We start from the raw sequence: 17,208 nt of genomic DNA, 5'->3' as shown, positions 1-17,208 counted from the left end.
CGCCGGGGGTCCGGGGGCGAGCCCCCGGCTGGGGCGTGGGGGCTCGGCCCCCACACAACACCAGCACTCGATCACGGCTCGCGCCGTCGGCGAGCGCAGCTCACCCCATCGAGGGCGCCGAATCACTTGTTGATCTTGGTGACCTGGCCCGCGCCGACGGTCCGGCCACCCTCACGGATGGCGAACCGCAGACCCTCGTCCATCGCGACCGGCTGGATCAGCGCGACCGTGATGTCGGTGTTGTCGCCCGGCATGACCATCTCGGTGCCCTCGGGGAGGGTCACCACGCCGGTCACGTCGGTGGTGCGGAAGTAGAACTGCGGGCGGTAGTTGTTGAAGAACGGGGTGTGACGGCCACCCTCGTCCTTCGACAGGATGTAGACCCGGCCCTCGAAGTCGGTGTGCGGGGTGGTCGTGTTCGGCTTCACCACGACCTGGCCGCGCTCGACGTCCTCGCGCTTGATACCGCGCAGCAGGAGGCCGACGTTGTCGCCCGCCTGGCCCGAGTCGAGCAGCTTGCGGAACATCTCGACGCCGGTGACCGTGGTCTTGGTCGACTTCTCGCGGATACCCACGATCTCGACCTCTTCGTTGACGTTCACGACGCCGCGCTCGACGCGACCGGTCACCACGGTGCCGCGGCCGGTGATGGTGAAGACGTCCTCGATCGGCATCAGGAACGGCTTGTCCAGCTCGCGGACCGGGTCCGGCACGTTGTCGTCGACGGCGTGCATCAGCTCGAGCACGGCCTTCGACCACTTCTCGTCGCCCTCGAGCGCCTTGAGGCCGGACACGCGCACGACCGGCGCGTCGTCGCCCGGGAACTCCTGCGAGGACAGCAGCTCGCGGACCTCAAGCTCGACGAGCTCGAGGATTTCCTCGTCGTCGACCATGTCGGACTTGTTCAGCGCCACGACGATGTAGGGCACACCGACCTGACGGGCGAGCAGCACGTGCTCGCGGGTCTGCGGCATCGGGCCGTCGGTCGCGGCGACCACCAGGATCGCGCCGTCCATCTGGGCGGCACCGGTGATCATGTTCTTGATGTAGTCCGCGTGACCGGGAGCGTCCACGTGGGCGTAGTGCCGCTTCTCGGTCTGGTACTCGACGTGCGAGATGTTGATCGTAATACCGCGCTGCTTCTCTTCCGGCGCGTTGTCGATCTGGTCGAACGCACGGGCCTCGTTCAGCTCCGGGTACGCGTCGTGCAGAACCTTGGTGATCGCCGCGGTCAGCGTGGTCTTGCCGTGGTCGACGTGACCGATGGTGCCGATGTTGACGTGCGGCTTGCTCCGCTCGAACTTCGCCTTCGCCACTGGAATGTCCTCCTGGACTGGATTTCGCTTGGTGCGCGCCGGCCGACGTGGCTGCCGGCTGACGCTCTGTTTGACGCCGCCTCCGCGGGAAGACCTGCGTCGGCGGATTTCTCGTCGGTGCTGCGGACGTTCAGGAGCTTTCCTGTGCCCGCGTGCGGCCGGGGATTACTCTCCGGTCGCCTTCGCGATGATTTCCTTCGCGACGTTCGCGGGAACCTCGGCGTAGGAGTCGAACACCATGGAGTAGTTCGCCCGGCCCTGGGTGCGGGACCGCAGGTCACCGACGTAACCGAACATCTCCGACAGTGGGACCAGTGCCTTCACGACACGGGTACCGGCGCGCTCCTCCATGGCCTGGATCTGGCCACGGCGGGAGTTGAGGTCGCCGATCACGTCGCCCATGTAGTCCTCGGGAGTCGTGACCTCGACGGCCATCATCGGCTCGAGGATGACCGGACCGGCCTTCCTCGCGGCTTCCTTCATCGCCATCGAACCGGCGATCTTGAACGCCATTTCCGAAGAGTCGACCTCGTGGTACGCGCCATCCAACAAGGTGAACTTCAACCCGACGAGCGGGTAGCCGGCCAGCACGCCGTACTGCATGGCGTCCTGGGCGCCCGCGTCGACCGACGGGATGTACTCCCGCGGCACGCGGCCACCGGTGACCTTGTTGTCGAACTCGTAGAGGGCACCGTCGGTGCGCTCGAGCGGCTCCAGCTTCACGATGACCTTCGCGAACTGGCCGGAACCACCGGTCTGCTTCTTGTGGACGTAGTCGAGCTTGTCCACCGTCTTCTTGATCGTCTCGCGGTAGGCCACCTGCGGCTTGCCGATGTTCGCCTCGACCTTGTAGTCGGACTTCATCCGGTTGACCAGCACCTCGAGGTGCAGCTCGCCCATGCCGGCGATGATCGTCTGGCCGGTCTCCTCGTCCAGCTTGACCTGGAACGTGGGATCTTCCTCGGCCAGCTTCTGGATCGCCAGGGAGAGCTTCTCCTGGTCGGCCTTCGTCTTCGGCTCGATGGCCACCCGGATGACCGGCTCCGGGAAGGTCATCGACTCGAGCACGATCGGGTTCTGCGGGTCGGCCAGGGTGTCCCCGGTGGTGGTGTCCTTCAGGCCGATGACCGCGTAGATGTGGCCGACCTGGGCGTCGTCGACCGGGTTCTCCTTGTTGGAGTGCATCTGGAAGATCTTCCCGATGCGCTCCTTGCGCTCCTTGGTCGCGTTGACGACCTGGGCGCCGGCGCCGACCTTGCCCGAGTAGACCCGGATGTAGGTCAGCTTGCCGAAGAACGGGTGCGCGGCGATCTTGAACGCCAGGGCCGCGAACGGCTCGTCCACCGAGGCCTTGCGGCTGACGGCGGTCTCGCCGTCGGGCAGCAGGCCCTCCACGGCGGGCACGTCCAGCGGCGAGGGCAGGTAGTCGATGACCGCGTCGAGCATGGGCTGCACGCCCTTGTTCTTGAACGCGGAACCGGCCAGCACCGGGAACGCCGCACGGGTGATCACGAGCTCGCGGATGCCGGACTTGATCTCGGCCTCGGACAGCTCCTCACCCTCGAGGAACTTCTCCATCAGCGCGTCGTCGGTCTCGGCGACGGCCTCGATCAGCTTCTCGCGGTACTCCGCGGCCCGGTCGGCCAGGTCGGCCGGGATGTCCTCGACGGCGTAGTCCTCGCCCTTCTGGACCTCGCCCTTCCAGACCAGTGCCTTCATCCGGACCAGGTCGATGACGCCCTCGAACTCGTTCTCGGCGCCGATCGGCAGCTGGATGGCCAGCGGCTTGACCCCGAGCCGGTCTTCGATGGTCTTGAGGGTGTAGTAGAAGTCCGCACCCAGCTTGTCCATCTTGTTGACGAAGCAGATGCGCGGGACGTCGTACTTGTCCGCCTGCCGCCAGACCTGCTCGGACTGCGGCTCGACGCCTTCCTTGCCGTCGAACACGGCGACCGCGCCGTCGAGCACCCGCAGGTTGCGCTCCACCTCGACGGTGAAGTCGACGTGCCCGGGGGTGTCGATCAGGTTGATCTGGTGGTCGGCCCAGAAGGTGGTGGTGGCAGCCGAGGTGATGGTGATCCCCCGCTTCTGCTCCTCCTCCATCCAGTCCATGGTGGCGGCGCCGTCGTGGACTTCGCCGAGCTTGTAGTTGATCCCGGTGTAGAACAGGATCCGCTCGGTGGTGGTGGTCTTGCCGGCGTCGATGTGCGCCATGATCCCGATGTTGCGGACCTTGTTCAGGTCGGTCAGCACGTCACGTGCCACGAGAATGTTCCCCTGTCTCAAGCGTGGGGCCCGGCATGGCTTGCATCGGCAGCCGGGCGGTCATCACCAGCGGTAGTGCGCGAAGGCCTTGTTCGACTCGGCCATCTTGTGCGTGTCCTCACGGCGCTTGACGCTGGCGCCAAGGCCGTTGCTCGCGTCCAGCAGCTCGTTCTGCAGCCGCTCGATCATCGTCTTCTCGCGGCGGGCCTGCGAGAAGGAGACCAGCCAGCGCAGCGCCAGCGTGGTGGAGCGGCCGGGCTTGACCTCGATCGGCACCTGGTAGGTGGCACCACCGACGCGGCGGCTCTTCACCTCGATGGTGGGCTTCACGTTGTCGAGCGCGCGCTTGAGCGTGACGACCGGGTCGGTGCCGGTCTTCTCGCGGGCGCCTTCCAGCGCGCCGTAGACGATGCGCTCGGCCAGGGACCGCTTGCCGTCCTTGAGCACCTTGTTCACCAGCTGGGTGACCAGCGGGGAGGCGTAGACGGGGTCGGAGATCAGCGGCCGCTTCGGCGCGGGACCCTTGCGAGGCATTAGCTCTTCTCCTTCTTCGCGCCGTACCGGCTGCGCGCCTGCTTGCGGTTCTTCACACCCTGGGTGTCGAGCGAACCGCGGATGATCTTGTAGCGAACACCCGGCAGGTCCTTGACCCGGCCACCGCGCACGAGCACCATCGAGTGCTCCTGGAGGTTGTGGCCTTCACCCGGGATGTACGCGGTGACCTCGATACCGCTGGTCAGCTTCACACGAGCAACCTTGCGCAGGGCCGAGTTCGGCTTCTTCGGGGTCGTGGTGTACACGCGGGTGCACACGCCACGACGCTGCGGGCTCCCCTTGAGGGCCGCGGTCTTCTGCTTGGCAGCCTTGTCCTGGCGGCCCTTGCGGACCAGCTGCTGGATCGTGGGCAATGGACCAGCTTTCTGTCGCGATCTTGCTTTCTTCGTGTCTTCACCGGCCCCCGCGGTCGGGCGTGTCGGCCCGTGTCACGGTCTCTCGACCGGTAACTTCCCGGAGGGATTTTCCGTCGGAACCCCACGTGGGCGAGGCCGGTGAACCGGGTGCGCAAGCACCCCGCTCATGCCCAACGGCACGCGGAGCGGCCCGACGCCTGCCGGGCACGGTCTCCAAAGATACCCGGCCACTGCGCGCAGGGTCCGGGCGGGGGTCGCTACCGGCGGCGACCGGCCATCGTAACCCCGGATCGGGGGCCCGTGCGGCGGTGCCGCGCGGGAAATCCATGCGGGAGTCCATGGAGCGGAACACCAAGGGGTACCCCGGCTATTCCTCGTCCGGCTTCGCGTGGTCCGGGTACCCCGGGTTCGGGTCCCGGGAGAGGTCGATCAACGGGTGCACCCCGGCCCCTTCCGGCGCAGCGTGGCTGCCCCCGCTCTTCGTCTCCCCCTGCGGCTCGGCGTTTGCACTGCCGTCCATGACGCACTCCTCGTTTCGGTTTCCCCTGCCGCAGGCACGGTACCGGGCAGTGAAACGACTGGACGTGCTTCCCCGGGATGAGCGGATGGAATGGACACCCCGCCGAGGTCCCGGCCACCGGCCGAAGTGGACACCACGCGCGAGAAAGCTTTACCGCGGAGGAGAATCCGGTATCAATGGCCGGTCGAGGCGCGCCACTCGATGACCCCCTTGAGCGGCTCCTGATCAGGCGCGGGGGCCCGGCCGTCCAGCTCATCGAAGAGGAGGGCGACCGCCCGCCCGCCGAGTTCCTCGATCGGGGCCTGCAGGCTCGTGATCGCAGGCTGGTGGGATCGGGTGTAGCCGCTGTCGAGCAGCGACGCGATCATCAAGTCCTGCGGAATTCCCAGCCCGAGCTTCTGTGCGATATCGGCGATACCGGCGGCGAAGCGGCCCGCGGAGGTGACCACCGCGTCGGGTCGATCCGGCCGGGCGAGATACGGCTCCACCAGAAGCCGCGCACCCTGCACGCCCTCGCCTTCGTCGAGTTCTTCGACCAGTGGCGACCGCCCCCGCCGCTTGCTCCAGTCAAGGAATACTTCGCGGGAGTAGCGGGTCCAGGCGTTGTTCTCCTTGCCGACGATCGCGAGAATGTTGCGCGCGCCCCGCGCTTCGAGCCCGTCGAGGACTCTTGTCATCCCGTCCGCGTGGTCGAGTGCGGCGACCCAGGGCAGGTCGGGCCGGTCAGGGTTCTCTTCGATCATCACCGTGGGAAGATCCCGCTCCAGCAGCTCGTCGACCACCGGGCCGCTGCCGTAAGGGCCGGCGACGATGTACCCCGTCGACCTGGACCTGGCGCAGTGACGCGTCCCCGAAGGACGGCGAGGACCAGCGCGCAGTTCCGCTCCACCACGTGGACCGCGATCGCGCCGTATGGTCTCGGTTCCGCTGATCGAGCCCGCGATCGCGTCCCTGGGCCGGAGAACGCGTGCGAAACCGTGCTGACCGAGACGTTGGCACGCTCGGCAACATCACGAATCGTCACCCGGCCACGTCGCGTCGGGCTTCCCACCTGCTCGAACTCCTCACCGGAGACGGTCTCCAAGGCGGGTCTCGACATCCACCTGGACCGACCTTGCCGTACCCGTCAAAACGTTTTGACAAGTCGGCCGCAGCCCCCACCCCGGCGCCTCGGCTCGAGACAAAGCTCAACGAGGAGGTTTGCTGTGACGGATGTTTCAATGCGGAAGCGCGCCGTCGGCTCGGCGGCGATCGGCCAGTTCGTCGAGTGGTACGACTTCGTCGTATACGGCTATCTTGCGGTCACCATCGGCAAGCAGTTTTTTCCCGCGACCGACCCGGTTGCCGCCCTCCTGGCGACCTTTGCCATCTACGGAGCCGGCTTTTTGATGCGCCCACTGGGCGGGGTGCTGTTCGGCCATATCGGCGACCGCCGAGGCCGGCGCAACGTCCTGGCGATGATCATTCTGATAATGGGTGCGGCGACTGCCGGGGTCGGCATTCTCCCCACCTACGCGATGATCGGCATCTGGGCACCCGTGCTGTTGCTGGTCTGCCGGTTGCTCCAGGGGCTCTCGGCGGGCGCGGAACTCATCGGCTCGAACACGCTGGTGCCGGAGTATTCCGATCCGCGAAGACGCGGCTTCCTGATCGCCCTTACCTCGGGATTCTCGGCCGTCCCGCCGATCTTCGCGGCGCTGTTCGTTCTCCTGCTGCAGAACGTCATGACCGCCGGCTCGTTCACAGCGTGGGGCTGGCGGATCCCCTTCCTGCCCGGCGGTGCCCTGTCGCTCGTCGGCCTGTACATGCGCCACCGGCTCAACGAATCGCCCGTCTTCGAGGAAGCTCACGCCCAAGAAAAGGTCGCGCGCTCCCTTTTCCATCACCTTCGCGATCGCGGTCCTCTCCGGCCTGGACTTCTACATGCTCAGCGGCTATATGTCCAGCTACCGGACGGTGCAAGTCGGTATATCCTCGAACAACGCGCTGCTGTCCAACAGCATTTCCTTCGTCGTCGTGTTCATCTTGACCCTCGTATCCGGCTAATTTGTCGGATCGATGGGGAAGGAAGCCGGTCCTGAAGATCGGCACGGTCCTGGTGATCATCATGCCGATCCCGGCCTTCCTGATCGCCGGCGGAGGCAGTTCCTGAGCACCTGGATGATCTCCCGGACGGGGAACAATCTGGCACCTGCGTTCTATATCACCGGCGTAGCGATAGTGGTGCTGATCGTAACCTTCTCCCTCAAAGAGACCGCCGGCATTCCTCTGAACCAGATCGACGAAGAGTCTCGCCCGAATTGACCATCGGGTGCGTCCAGTTCAAGCCGATCGAAGGAGACAAGGCCGGCACCCAGGGCGTCGGCAAAGTCGGTGTGGAGGGCCCTGCGCAGCTGCGGAGGGCTGTGAAGGGCCCCTTCACGGACTCTGAGTCCGTCAGGGGCACCCTCACGGACCCGGAACCGGTCGGGCAGCCACGGCTCTCTCTGCTGATCACGGGTCCTCGACCAACTTTGCCGGGACCCTGAGGCCGGCACCGGCTTGGCCACCTATGAGAAGGGGGACTTCAGCGACATCGCGGAGCCCGTCGAAGGGCCGAGCGTCCAGGTGCTGCAGGAGCGCGCCCGCCACCTGGGGTCTACATCGTCGGCTCCTCGTTCACCTGATCGACGGGAAATACCACAACATCGCGCCGGACGGGATTGTGGGTTCGTACTCCAAGACCCACCTTTGCGACGCCCCCGGTCGTGCCGATATTCCGAAGCCGTTCATGGAGTCGGACAATATCGTCCCCGGATCCGACCCGCCGGTGTTCGAGACGGACTTCGGACCACTTGGGTATTTCGATCTGCGCGGATCTGCGCTGGCCGGAGGTCTATCGCGTGCTCGCACTCAAGGGCGCCCGGATCATTTTGTGCGTAACCGGATTCCTCAGCCCGCGCCTGGACCACTGGGAGTTCCTGCTCCGTGCCAGGGCGACCGAGAACCAGGTGTTCGTGGGTGGGCTCCGGTATGACCGGGATCGATGCGACGAGCGGTGTCTCGTTCGTCGGGCGGTCGATGATCGTGGATCCGTGGGGCGTTCCGGTGGCCATCGCGTCGGACGGCGAAGGGATCGTCACCACGACCATCGATCTCGATCTCGTCGATCAGGTCCGAGAAGCGTTCCCCCTGCTGACCAAGCGGCGGCCGGAACTGTCCGGCGCCGGCCTCGAAACACCCCTTCGTCGCCCGCGACGGACGAATCCTGCGACAAGGGCTGTGAAGGGTCCCTTCACAGCGTCGAAACCTCGGGTGACAACAGCGAAGGGCCCTGGAACGCGGGAGGCATTCCAGGGCCCTTGCTCGGCTGGCTACGCGGGGGTCAGCGGAAGTCGCGACCGAAGTCGTAGTCGTCCAGCGGAACCGCGGCGCCGGTGCCGGAACCGAAGACATCCGGGGTGTAGTAGCCGTCGTCGTAGGACGGGATCGCGTAAGCCGCGACCCGGGCCTCCTCGGTCGGCTGCACCTGGATGTTGCGGTAGCGGTTGATCCCGGTACCGGCCGGGATCAGCTTACCGATGATCACGTTCTCCTTGAGGCCCACGAGCCTGTCGCTGCGGCCGTTGATGGCCGCGTCGGTCAGCACGCGCGTGGTCTCCTGGAAGGAGGCCGCGGACAGCCAGGAGTCGGTGGTCAGCGACGCCTTCGTGATACCCATCAGCACCGGGCGGCCCGAGGCCGGATCGCCGCCCTCGGCGACCGCGGCCCGGTTCGTGGCCTCGAACTTCGTGCGCTCGGGCAGCTCGCCCGGCAGGAAGTCCGTCGCCCCGGAGTCGATGATCGTCACGCGGCGCAGCATCTGCCGCACGATGACCTCGATGTGCTTGTCGTGGATCGACACACCCTGCGCCCGGTACACCTTCTGGACCTCGTCGGTCAGGTGCATCTGGGCCTCGCGCGGCCCCATGACCCGCAGCACCTCGTGCGGGTCCGGCGTGCCTTCGAGCAGCTGCTGGCCGACCGCGACGTGGTCGCCGTCGCCCAGCGGGCCGTTCGGGGTGTTGGCCAGCCGCTGCCGCTTGGACAGCTTGTCGAAGACGATCTCCTCCGACCCGTCGTCCGGGATCAGGGTGATCTTCCAGAACCGCTCGCTCTCCTCGATCCGCACGCGGCCGTCCACGTCCGCGATCGGCGCCTTGCCCTTGGGCACCCGGGCCTCGAACAGCTCGGTGACCCGGGGCAGACCGGTCGTGATGTCGTCACCGGCGACACCACCCTGGTGGAAGGTACGCATCGTCAGCTGCGTACCCGGCTCACCGATCGACTGGGCGGCGACAATGCCGACCGCCTCGCCGACGTCGACCAGCTGGCCGGTCGCCATCGAGCGGCCGTAGCAGGTCGCGCACACGCCGACCGCCGACTCGCAGGTCAGCACCGAGCGCACCTTGACCTTGGTGATGCCGCTGGAGATCAGCTTCTCCAGCGCCGGGTCACCGATGTCGTCGCCCGCGTTGAGCACGACGTTGCCCTTGGCGTCCACCGCGTCCGTCGCGAGGTTCCGCGCGTACACACTGGTCTCCACGTGCTGGTCGCGCACGACCTTGCCGCCGAACTCCTCACCGATCGGCATGTTGATGCCGCGGGAGGTGCCACAGTCGACCTCGCGGACGATGACGTCCTGCGACACGTCCACCAGACGCCGGGTCAGGTAACCCGAGTCGGCGGTCCGCAGCGCGGTGTCGGCCAGGCCCTTCCGCGCACCGTGCGTGGCGATGAAGTACTCCGCCACGGACAGGCCCTCACGGAAGTTCGCCTTGATCGGCCGCGGGATGTACTCACCCTTCGGGTTCGACACCAGGCCACGCATCCCGGCCAGCGACCGGACCTGCGTCATGTTGCCCGCCGCGCCGGACTTCACGATCATCGCGATCGGGTTGTCGTCCGGCAGCGCCGTCTCCATGATCTTGTGCACTTCTTCGGTGGCCTGCGTCCACACCTTGACGAGCTCGTTGTTGCGCTCGGTGTGCGAGAGCTGACCACGCTGGTAGCGCTTCTCGACCTGGTCGGCCTTGCCCTCGTACTCGTCGAGAATGGCCTTCTTACCGACCGGGGTCAGCACGTCCGAGATGGCCACCGTGACCCCGGAGCGGGTCGCCCAGTAGAAACCGGCGTCCTTGAGCTTGTCCAGGGTCTGCGCGACCTGCGTCATCGAGTACCGCTCGGCGAGGTCGTTCACGATCGCGGCCTGCCGCTTCTTCGGCATCGGCTCGTTCACGAACGGGTAGTCCGCCGGCAGCAGGTCGTTGAACAGCACCCGGCCCAGGGTCGTCTCGGCCAGCCAGGTCCGGCCCGGCTCCCAGCCCGCCTCCGCCAGCCGCGCCTCGTCGGACTTGGCCGGCTGCCGGTCGGCGATCCGGATCTTGATCGGGGCGTGCAGGCTCAGCGCCTTGCGGTCGAACGCCATGATCGCCTCGGCGGGCGAGGAGTACGCGTTGCCCGCGCCCTCGGCGTTCTCGTTGAGCCGGGTCAGGTGGAACAGCCCGGTGACCATGTCCAGCCGCGGCATGGCCAGCGGACGGCCCGAGGCCGGCGAGAGGATGTTGTTCGCCGACAGCATCAGGATCCGCGCCTCGGCCTGCGCCTCGGCCGACAGCGGCAGGTGCACCGCCATCTGGTCACCGTCGAAGTCCGCGTTGAACGCCTCACAGACCAGCGGGTGCAGCTGGATGGCCTTGCCTTCCACCAGCTGCGGCTCGAAGGCCTGGATACCCAGCCGGTGCAGGGTCGGCGCCCGGTTGAGCATCACCGGGTGGCCGGTGATGACCTCTTCCAGCACGTCCCACACCTGCGGGCGCGAACGCTCCACCATCCGCTTGGCGGACTTGATGTTCTGCGCGTGGTTGAGGTCCACCAGCCGCTTCATCACGAACGGCTTGAACAGCTCCAGCGCCATGTCCTTGGGAAGACCGCACTGGTGCAGCTTCAGCTGCGGCCCGACGATGATCACCGAACGGCCGGAGTAGTCCACGCGCTTGCCGAGCAGGTTCTGGCGGAACCGGCCCTGCTTGCCCTTGAGCAGATCCGACAGCGACTTCAGCGGCCGGTTGCCCGGACCGGTGACCGGACGCCCGCGGCGGCCGTTGTCGAACAGCGCGTCGACGGCCTCCTGCAGCATCCGCTTCTCGTTGTTGACGATGATCTCGGGCGCGCCGAGGTCGATCAGCCGCTTGAGCCGGTTGTTCCGGTTGATCACCCGGCGGTACAGGTCGTTGAGGTCCGAGGTGGCGAAGCGGCCACCGTCGAGCTGCACCATCGGGCGCAGGTCCGGCGGGATCACCGGGACCGCGTCCAGCACCATGCCGCGCGGGTCGTTGCCGGTCGCCTGGAAGGCGGCCACCACCTTGAGCCGCTTGAGCGCGCGCAGCTTCTTCTGGCCCTTGCCGTTGCGGATGGTGTCGCGCAGGTTGTCCGCCTCTGCGGCCACGTCGAACTCGGTGGCCAGCTTCTGGATGGCCTCCGCGCCCATGCCGCCGGTGAAGTACTCGCCGTAGCGGTCGACCAGCTCGCGGTAGAGCAGCTCGTCGGCGATCAGCTGGCGGGTGTCGAGCTTGGTGAAGGTGGTCCAGACCTCTTCGAGACGGTCCAGCTCGCGGCCGGCCCGGTCGCGCAGCTGGCGCATCTCACGCTCGCCGCCCTCCTTGACCTTGCGGCGCACGTCGGACTTGGCGCCTTCGGCCTCCAGCTCGGCCAGGTCGGCTTCCAGCTTCTGCGCACGCGCCTCGATGTCGGTGTCGCGCTTGGTCTCGAGGTTCTTGCGCTCGACGCCGATCTCGTTCTCCAGCGTCGGCAGATCGTTGTGCCGCAGCTCGGTGTTCACCCCGGTGATCACGTAGGCCGCGAAGTAGATGATCTTCTCGAGATCCTTGGGCGCCAGGTCCAGCAGGTAGCCCAGGCGGGAGGGCACGCCCTTGAAGTACCAGATGTGGGTGACCGGCGCGGCCAGCTCGATGTGGCCCATCCGCTCGCGGCGCACCTTGGCACGGGTCACCTCGACGCCGCAGCGCTCACAGATGATGCCCTTGAACCGGACGCGCTTGTACTTGCCGCAGTAGCACTCCCAGTCCCGGGTCGGACCGAAGATCTTCTCGCAGAAGAGGCCGTCCTTCTCGGGCTTGAGCGTCCGGTAGTTGATGGTCTCCGGCTTCTTCACCTCGCCGAAGGACCACTGACGGATGTCGTCGGCCGTGGCCAGACCGATCCGAAGTTCATCGAAGAAGTTGACGTCTAACACGTCTTCCTTCCCTCTTTCCCTTGAGGATTAAGGCTTTTGGTGGCCCGGGAACCAACCGCACCTCAGGGGTACCGTGACGTAAATCGAGCACGGTACCCCTCCCAGCGAGACGGTCATTCGCAACGCGACCACACTTGGAAATGTCGGAGAGGCGGACTAGTGCACGACGTCGTCCACGCTGGGCGACTCGTTGCGGGACAGGTTGATGCCGAGGTTCGCCGCGGCGCGCTCGAGGTCCTCGTCGTCGGAGTCGCGCATCTCGATCGCCGCGCCGTCGCTGGAGAGCACCTCGACGTTGAGGCACAGCGACTGGAGCTCCTTGAGGAGCACCTTGAACGACTCCGGGATGCCCGGCTCGGGGATGTTCTCCCCCTTGACGATCGCCTCGTACACCTTGACGCGGCCGACCACGTCGTCCGACTTGATCGTCAGCAGTTCCTGCAGCGTGTAGGCCGCGCCGTAGGCCTGCATCGCCCAGCACTCCATCTCACCGAAGCGCTGGCCACCGAACTGCGCCTTACCACCGAGCGGCTGCTGGGTGATCATCGAGTACGGGCCGGTGGAGCGGGCGTGAATCTTGTCGTCGACCAGGTGGTGCAGCTTCAGGATGTACATGTAGCCGACCGACACCGGGTACGGGTACGGCTCGCCGGAGCGGCCGTCGAACAGCGTGGCCTTGCCGTTCTCCTTGACCATCCGCTCGCCGTCGCGATTCGGCTTGGTCGCGCCCAGCAGCCCGGTCAGCTCCTCCTCCTTCGCGCCGTCGAACACCGGGGTGGCGGTGTTCGTGTTCGGCGCGACGTCGTAGAGCTCGGGCGAAAGGTTCTTCGCCCAGTCCGGGTTGCCCTCGATCGTCCAGCCCTGCGAGGCCAGCCAGCCCAGGTGCAGCTCCAGGATCTGGCCGATGTTCATCCGGCGCGGCACACCGTGGGTGTTGAGGATGATGTCGACCGGGGAACCGTCCTCCATGAACGGCATGTCCTCGACCGGCAGGATCTTGCCGATGACACCCTTGTTGCCGTGCCGGCCGGCGAGCTTGTCACCCGGCTGGATCTTGCGCTTCTGCGCCACGTAGACGCGGACCAGCTCGTTCACGCCCGGGGGCAGCTCGTCGTCGTCCTCGCGGGAGAACACCCGGATGCCGATGACCTTGCCGGTCTCGCCGTGCGGCACCTTCAGCGAGGTGTCGCGGACCTCGCGGGCCTTCTCGCCGAAGATCGCGCGCAGCAGGCGCTCCTCCGGGGTCAGCTCGGTCTCGCCCTTCGGCGTGACCTTGCCGACCAGGATGTCGCCGTCGCGGACCTCGGCGCCGATCCGGATGATGCCGCGCTCGTCGAGGTCGGCCAGCACCTCCTCGGAGACGTTCGGGATGTCCCGGGTGATCTCCTCGGCGCCCAGCTTGGTGTCGCGGGCGTCGATCTCGTGCTCCTCGATGTGGATCGACGTGAGCACGTCGTCCTGCACCAGGCGCTCGGAGAGGATGATCGCGTCCTCGTAGTTGTGGCCCTCCCACGGCATGACCGCCACGAGCAGGTTCTTGCCGAGTGCCATCTCACCGTTCTCGGTGGACGGGCCGTCGGCGATGACCTGGCCCTGCTCGACCCGGTCGCCCTCGTTGACGATCGGCCGGTGGTTGAAGCAGGTGCCGTGGTTGGAGCGGCGGAACTTGTACAGTCCGTAGCTCTTGCGGGTGCCGTCGTCGTGCATGATCGTGATGATGTCCGCGGACAGCTCCTCGACCACGCCCGCCTGCTCGGCGACCAGGACGTCCCCGGCGTCGACCGCGGCGCGCAGCTCCACGCCGGTGCCCACGTACGGCGACTGGTTGCGCAGCAGCGGCACCGCCTGACGCTGCATGTTCGCGCCCATCAGCGCGCGGTTCGCGTCGTCGTGCTCGAGGAACGGGATCATCGCGGTGGCGACCGAGACCATCTGCCGCGGCGAGACGTCCATGTAGTCGATCTCGAGCGGGTCGATCAGCTCGACCTCGCCACCCTTGCGGCGGCCCAGCACCTTCGACTCCACGAAGTGGCCGTCGTCGGTCAGCGGGGCGTTGGCCTGCGCCTTGACGAACCGGTCCTCCTCGTCCGCGGTCAGGTAGTCGACCTGGTCGGTGACCTGGCCCTCGACCACCTTGCGGTACGGGGTCTCGATGAAACCGAACGGGTTGACCCGCGCGTAGGAGCAGAGCGAGCCGATCAGGCCGATGTTCGGGCCTTCCGGCGTCTCGATCGGGCACATCCGGCCGTAGTGCGAGGGGTGGACGTCGCGGACCTCCATGCCGGCGCGCTCACGGGACAGACCACCCGGGCCCAGCGCGGACAGACGCCGCTTGTGCGTCAGGCCGGAGAGCGGGTTGTTCTGGTCCATGAACTGCGACAGCTGCGAGGTGCCGAAGAACTCCTTGATCGCCGCGCCGATCGGGCGGATGTTGATCAGGGTCTGCGGCGTGATCGCCTCGACGTCCTGGGTGGTCATCCGCTCGCGCACGACGCGCTCGGTGCGGGAGAGACCGACCCGGATCTGGTTCTGGATCAGCTCGCCGACGGTACGCAGGCGGCGGTTGCCGAAGTGGTCGATGTCGTCGGTCTCGACCGGCACCTCGACGCCGGCGGAGCTGGTCATCTTGTCCTCGCCGGCGTGCAGCCGGACCAGGTACTCGATGGCCGAGACGATGTCCTCTTCGGTCAGCGTGCCGGTGTCGTACGGCGCGTCGAGGCCGAGCTTCTTGTTCGTCTTGTAGCGGCCGACCTTGGCCAGGTCGTAGCGCTTCGGCTTGAAGAACAGGTTCTCCAGCAGCGTCTGCGCGCTCTCCTTCGTGGGCGGCTCACCCGGGCGCAGCTTGCGGTAGATGTCCAGCAGCGCCTCGTCGGTGCCCGCGGTGTGGTCCTTCTCCAGGGTGGCCAGCAGCGTCTCGGAGAAGGAGAACCGCTCGCGGATCGCCTCGGTGCTCCAGCCGAGCGCCTTCAGCAGCACGGTGACCGGCTGGCGGCGCTTGCGGTCGATGCGCACGCCGACGGTGTCGCGCTTGTCCACGTCGAACTCGAGCCACGCGCCGCGGCTCGGGATGACCCGCACGCTGAAGACGTCCTTGTCGGTCGTCTTGTCGACGCTGCGGTCGAAGTACACACCCGGGGAACGCACCAGCTGGGACACGACGACCCGCTCGGTGCCGTTGATGATGAAGGTGCCCTTGTCCGTCATCACCGGGAAGTCGCCGAGGAAGACCGTCTGGCTCTTGATCTCGCCGGTGTTGTTGTTGACGAACTCGGCGGTCACGAACAGCGGCGCCGCGTAGGTCATGTCCTTGTCCTTGCACTCCTCGATCGAGGCCTTGACCTCGTCGAAGCGCGGGGCGGAGAAGGACAGCGACATGGAACCGGAGAAGTCCTCGATCGGGGAGATCTCGTTGAGGACCTCTTCCAGACCGCCGACCGGGTGCTCTTCACCGTCGTTGACGCGGCGCTCGAACCACGCCTCGTCGCCGGTGAACCACTGGAACGACTGAATCTGCACGTCCAGCAGGTTGGGGGTGGAAAGTGGCTCGCGAATCTTTGCGAAGGAGACCCGCTTGGGCGCTCCGGGAATGCCCGAGGCCTGCGAGCGGGGTTCAGCCGAGGTGGTCGCAGCAGTGGCCTGGTTCGCGGGAGAGACTGCCAAGATGCGTCCTTCCGGGGACAATGAGCGGTGAGCAGCCGCGATGGCAAGAGCTGTCGCGGACTGTCAGGGGTGCCGTGTGCCCACTATCCTAACTACCGGCTCCGGGCAGCCTGAAAGAGGGCAGCGCAAAGAGGCAGTCTAGCCCGAACGACGCGGTCTGTCCAGGGGGCGCTCCCGACGGGGCCCAGCCTGTCGCGCGGCGTTTCCGGTAGTACCGTCCAGCCTCCCGGATCCCCCGGTTTCGCGCCCCTCCCGCAAGGGCCGCGTTCCCGGCCGGAACCGTTGGCAGTAAGCGTGAACCCACGGCGCGCGAGAGTCAAGATGCCACACTGTGGTCCCTCCCGTTGGCGCAGCGTCGCAGGGGGTACCGCAGAGGGTGACCGAGCGGACGCTCGTCCCGGTGACCACCGGGGATGCCCGGCGGGCGCGTGGGGCGCGGAGCGGAGCCGGCGGCCCTGCGGAAGCCCCCCGGGGGGCCTCAGGGTGTCGGCAAAGTTGGTCGGGGACCCGGCAGTGGGCGATGCGGAGGTGTGTGTGCGACCACCTCGTGGCGTGCGCCGGACCGGTTTCGGGTCTGTGAAGGGACCCTTCACAGACTCAGAGTCCGTGAAGGGTCCCTTCACGGACCTCTACACCGACTTTGCCGACACCCTGGGGGCCTGTTGAAGGGCATCGTCGGGTCCGGCTGGGGCCGCGATCCGGCGGAGGCGTTCGGCAAGCTGGTCGCGAACATCGGTCTCATCGCGGTCACCGGCGCTGCGGGTGCCGCCGGTGACGTCGCGACCGGCGCGGACAAGGCCGCCGTCGAAGCCGCGGGGCAGCCGGACGCGAAGCCGGCGAGACTGCCGACCGGCTGGACGGGACTCCACCCGAACACGCCGCCCATCCCAGCGGCCACGAGCCGGTGCCGCACTCCCCCGGCGCACTACCTGGCCGAACCGGATGGCGCACGCGCCGGACGCCGGGCAGCAGCTTCCGGGTGACAGCCGCCCGGCCGGCGGAAACGGAAACTGGACCATTCATTTGCCTGGAAGGTGAACGGAATGCCGGACGAAGTACCGTTGAGCCACGAAAAGCTGCGGCGAAAATACGAAACGAACCCGGACGATTTGTCCCCGGAGGACCGGGCAGGGCCCCGGCAAAGTTGGTCGGGGGCCCGGCAGCGGGCGATGCGGAGGTGTGTGTGCGACCACCTCGTGGCGTGCGCCGGACCGGTTTCGGGTCCGTGAAGGGACCCTTCACGGACTCTGAGTCTGTGAAGGG

General features: G+C 67.0%; 11 protein-coding genes and 3 pseudogenes. 5 read left to right on the top strand and 9 right to left on the bottom strand.

Annotated features, from left to right (window positions below; all coding sequences use genetic code 11):
• Positions 1-122: 122 nt before the first annotated feature.
• The 7 genes and pseudogenes from tuf to D5S19_RS33660 all read right to left on the bottom strand — a co-directional run.
• On the bottom strand, positions 123-1,316 hold the full coding sequence (gene tuf, locus D5S19_RS29340) for an elongation factor Tu (protein WP_120026615.1): 1,194 nt from the start codon (positions 1,314-1,316) through the stop codon (positions 123-125).
• Positions 1,317-1,481: 165 nt separating this feature from the next.
• Complete coding sequence (gene fusA / locus D5S19_RS29335; protein ID WP_120026614.1) at positions 1,482-3,581, bottom strand: elongation factor G; 2,100 nt, start codon at positions 3,579-3,581, stop codon at positions 1,482-1,484.
• Positions 3,582-3,644: 63 nt separating this feature from the next.
• Complete coding sequence (gene rpsG, locus D5S19_RS29330) at positions 3,645-4,115, bottom strand: 30S ribosomal protein S7 (RefSeq protein ID WP_007031033.1); 471 nt, start codon at positions 4,113-4,115, stop codon at positions 3,645-3,647.
• The gene (rpsL, locus tag D5S19_RS29325) at positions 4,115-4,489 is read right to left on the bottom strand and encodes a 30S ribosomal protein S12 (protein ID WP_003102113.1); all 375 of its coding nucleotides are present in this window, start codon (positions 4,487-4,489) and stop codon (positions 4,115-4,117) included. The genes rpsG and rpsL overlap by 1 nt, the downstream gene beginning before the upstream one ends.
• A gap of 370 nt (positions 4,490-4,859) precedes the next feature.
• The gene (locus D5S19_RS32625; protein ID WP_199730768.1) at positions 4,860-5,012 is read right to left on the bottom strand and encodes a hypothetical protein; all 153 of its coding nucleotides are present in this window, start codon (positions 5,010-5,012) and stop codon (positions 4,860-4,862) included.
• 173 nt (positions 5,013-5,185) lie between these two features.
• A complete protein-coding gene (locus tag D5S19_RS29320) occupies positions 5,186-5,890 on the bottom strand; it encodes a substrate-binding domain-containing protein (protein ID WP_267901176.1) in 705 nt (234 codons plus the stop codon).
• Positions 5,891-5,970: 80 nt separating this feature from the next.
• Positions 5,971-6,111 (bottom strand): annotated as a pseudogene (locus tag D5S19_RS33660) (LacI family DNA-binding transcriptional regulator); the annotation flags it as partial.
• A 106-nt stretch (positions 6,112-6,217) separates the two neighbouring features.
• On the opposite strand from D5S19_RS33660, the gene D5S19_RS29310 reads away from it, so the two are divergent.
• The 4 genes and pseudogenes from D5S19_RS29310 to D5S19_RS34265 all read left to right on the top strand — a co-directional run.
• On the top strand, positions 6,218-7,093 hold the full coding sequence (locus D5S19_RS29310; protein WP_147397530.1) for an MFS transporter: 876 nt from the start codon (positions 6,218-6,220) through the stop codon (positions 7,091-7,093).
• Positions 7,071-7,316, top strand: a complete 246-nt coding sequence (locus tag D5S19_RS31830; RefSeq protein WP_147397529.1) for a hypothetical protein — start codon at positions 7,071-7,073, stop codon at positions 7,314-7,316. Before D5S19_RS29310 ends, D5S19_RS31830 begins: the two co-directional genes overlap by 23 nt.
• A gap of 443 nt (positions 7,317-7,759) precedes the next feature.
• Positions 7,760-7,999, top strand: a pseudogene (locus tag D5S19_RS34270) (nitrilase-related carbon-nitrogen hydrolase); the annotation flags it as partial.
• Positions 8,000-8,024: 25 nt separating this feature from the next.
• Positions 8,025-8,159: pseudogene (locus D5S19_RS34265) on the top strand (nitrilase-related carbon-nitrogen hydrolase); the annotation flags it as partial.
• A 217-nt stretch (positions 8,160-8,376) separates the two neighbouring features.
• Here D5S19_RS34265 and D5S19_RS29300 read toward each other — a convergent pair.
• Entirely contained in the window at positions 8,377-12,285 is a 3,909-nt protein-coding gene (locus D5S19_RS29300; protein WP_120026609.1) for a DNA-directed RNA polymerase subunit beta', read from the bottom strand.
• Positions 12,286-12,441: 156 nt separating this feature from the next.
• Positions 12,442-15,945: a DNA-directed RNA polymerase subunit beta gene (gene rpoB, locus D5S19_RS29295; RefSeq protein ID WP_098511633.1), complete on the bottom strand. Its 3,504-nt coding sequence runs from the start codon at positions 15,943-15,945 to the stop codon at positions 12,442-12,444.
• A 662-nt stretch (positions 15,946-16,607) separates the two neighbouring features.
• Here rpoB and D5S19_RS29290 point away from each other — a divergent pair.
• Positions 16,608-16,928, top strand: coding sequence for a hypothetical protein (locus D5S19_RS29290; RefSeq protein WP_120026608.1), 321 nt, complete (start codon positions 16,608-16,610; stop codon positions 16,926-16,928).
• Positions 16,929-17,208 lie beyond the last annotated feature (280 nt).

The sequence above is a fragment of the Amycolatopsis panacis genome (assembly GCF_003600245.1).
Taxonomy (GTDB): Bacteria; Actinomycetota; Actinomycetes; order Mycobacteriales; family Pseudonocardiaceae; genus Amycolatopsis; species Amycolatopsis sulphurea.
Note: the sequence above shows the minus strand (reverse complement) of the source record. Positions and strands in the feature narration are given on the sequence as shown.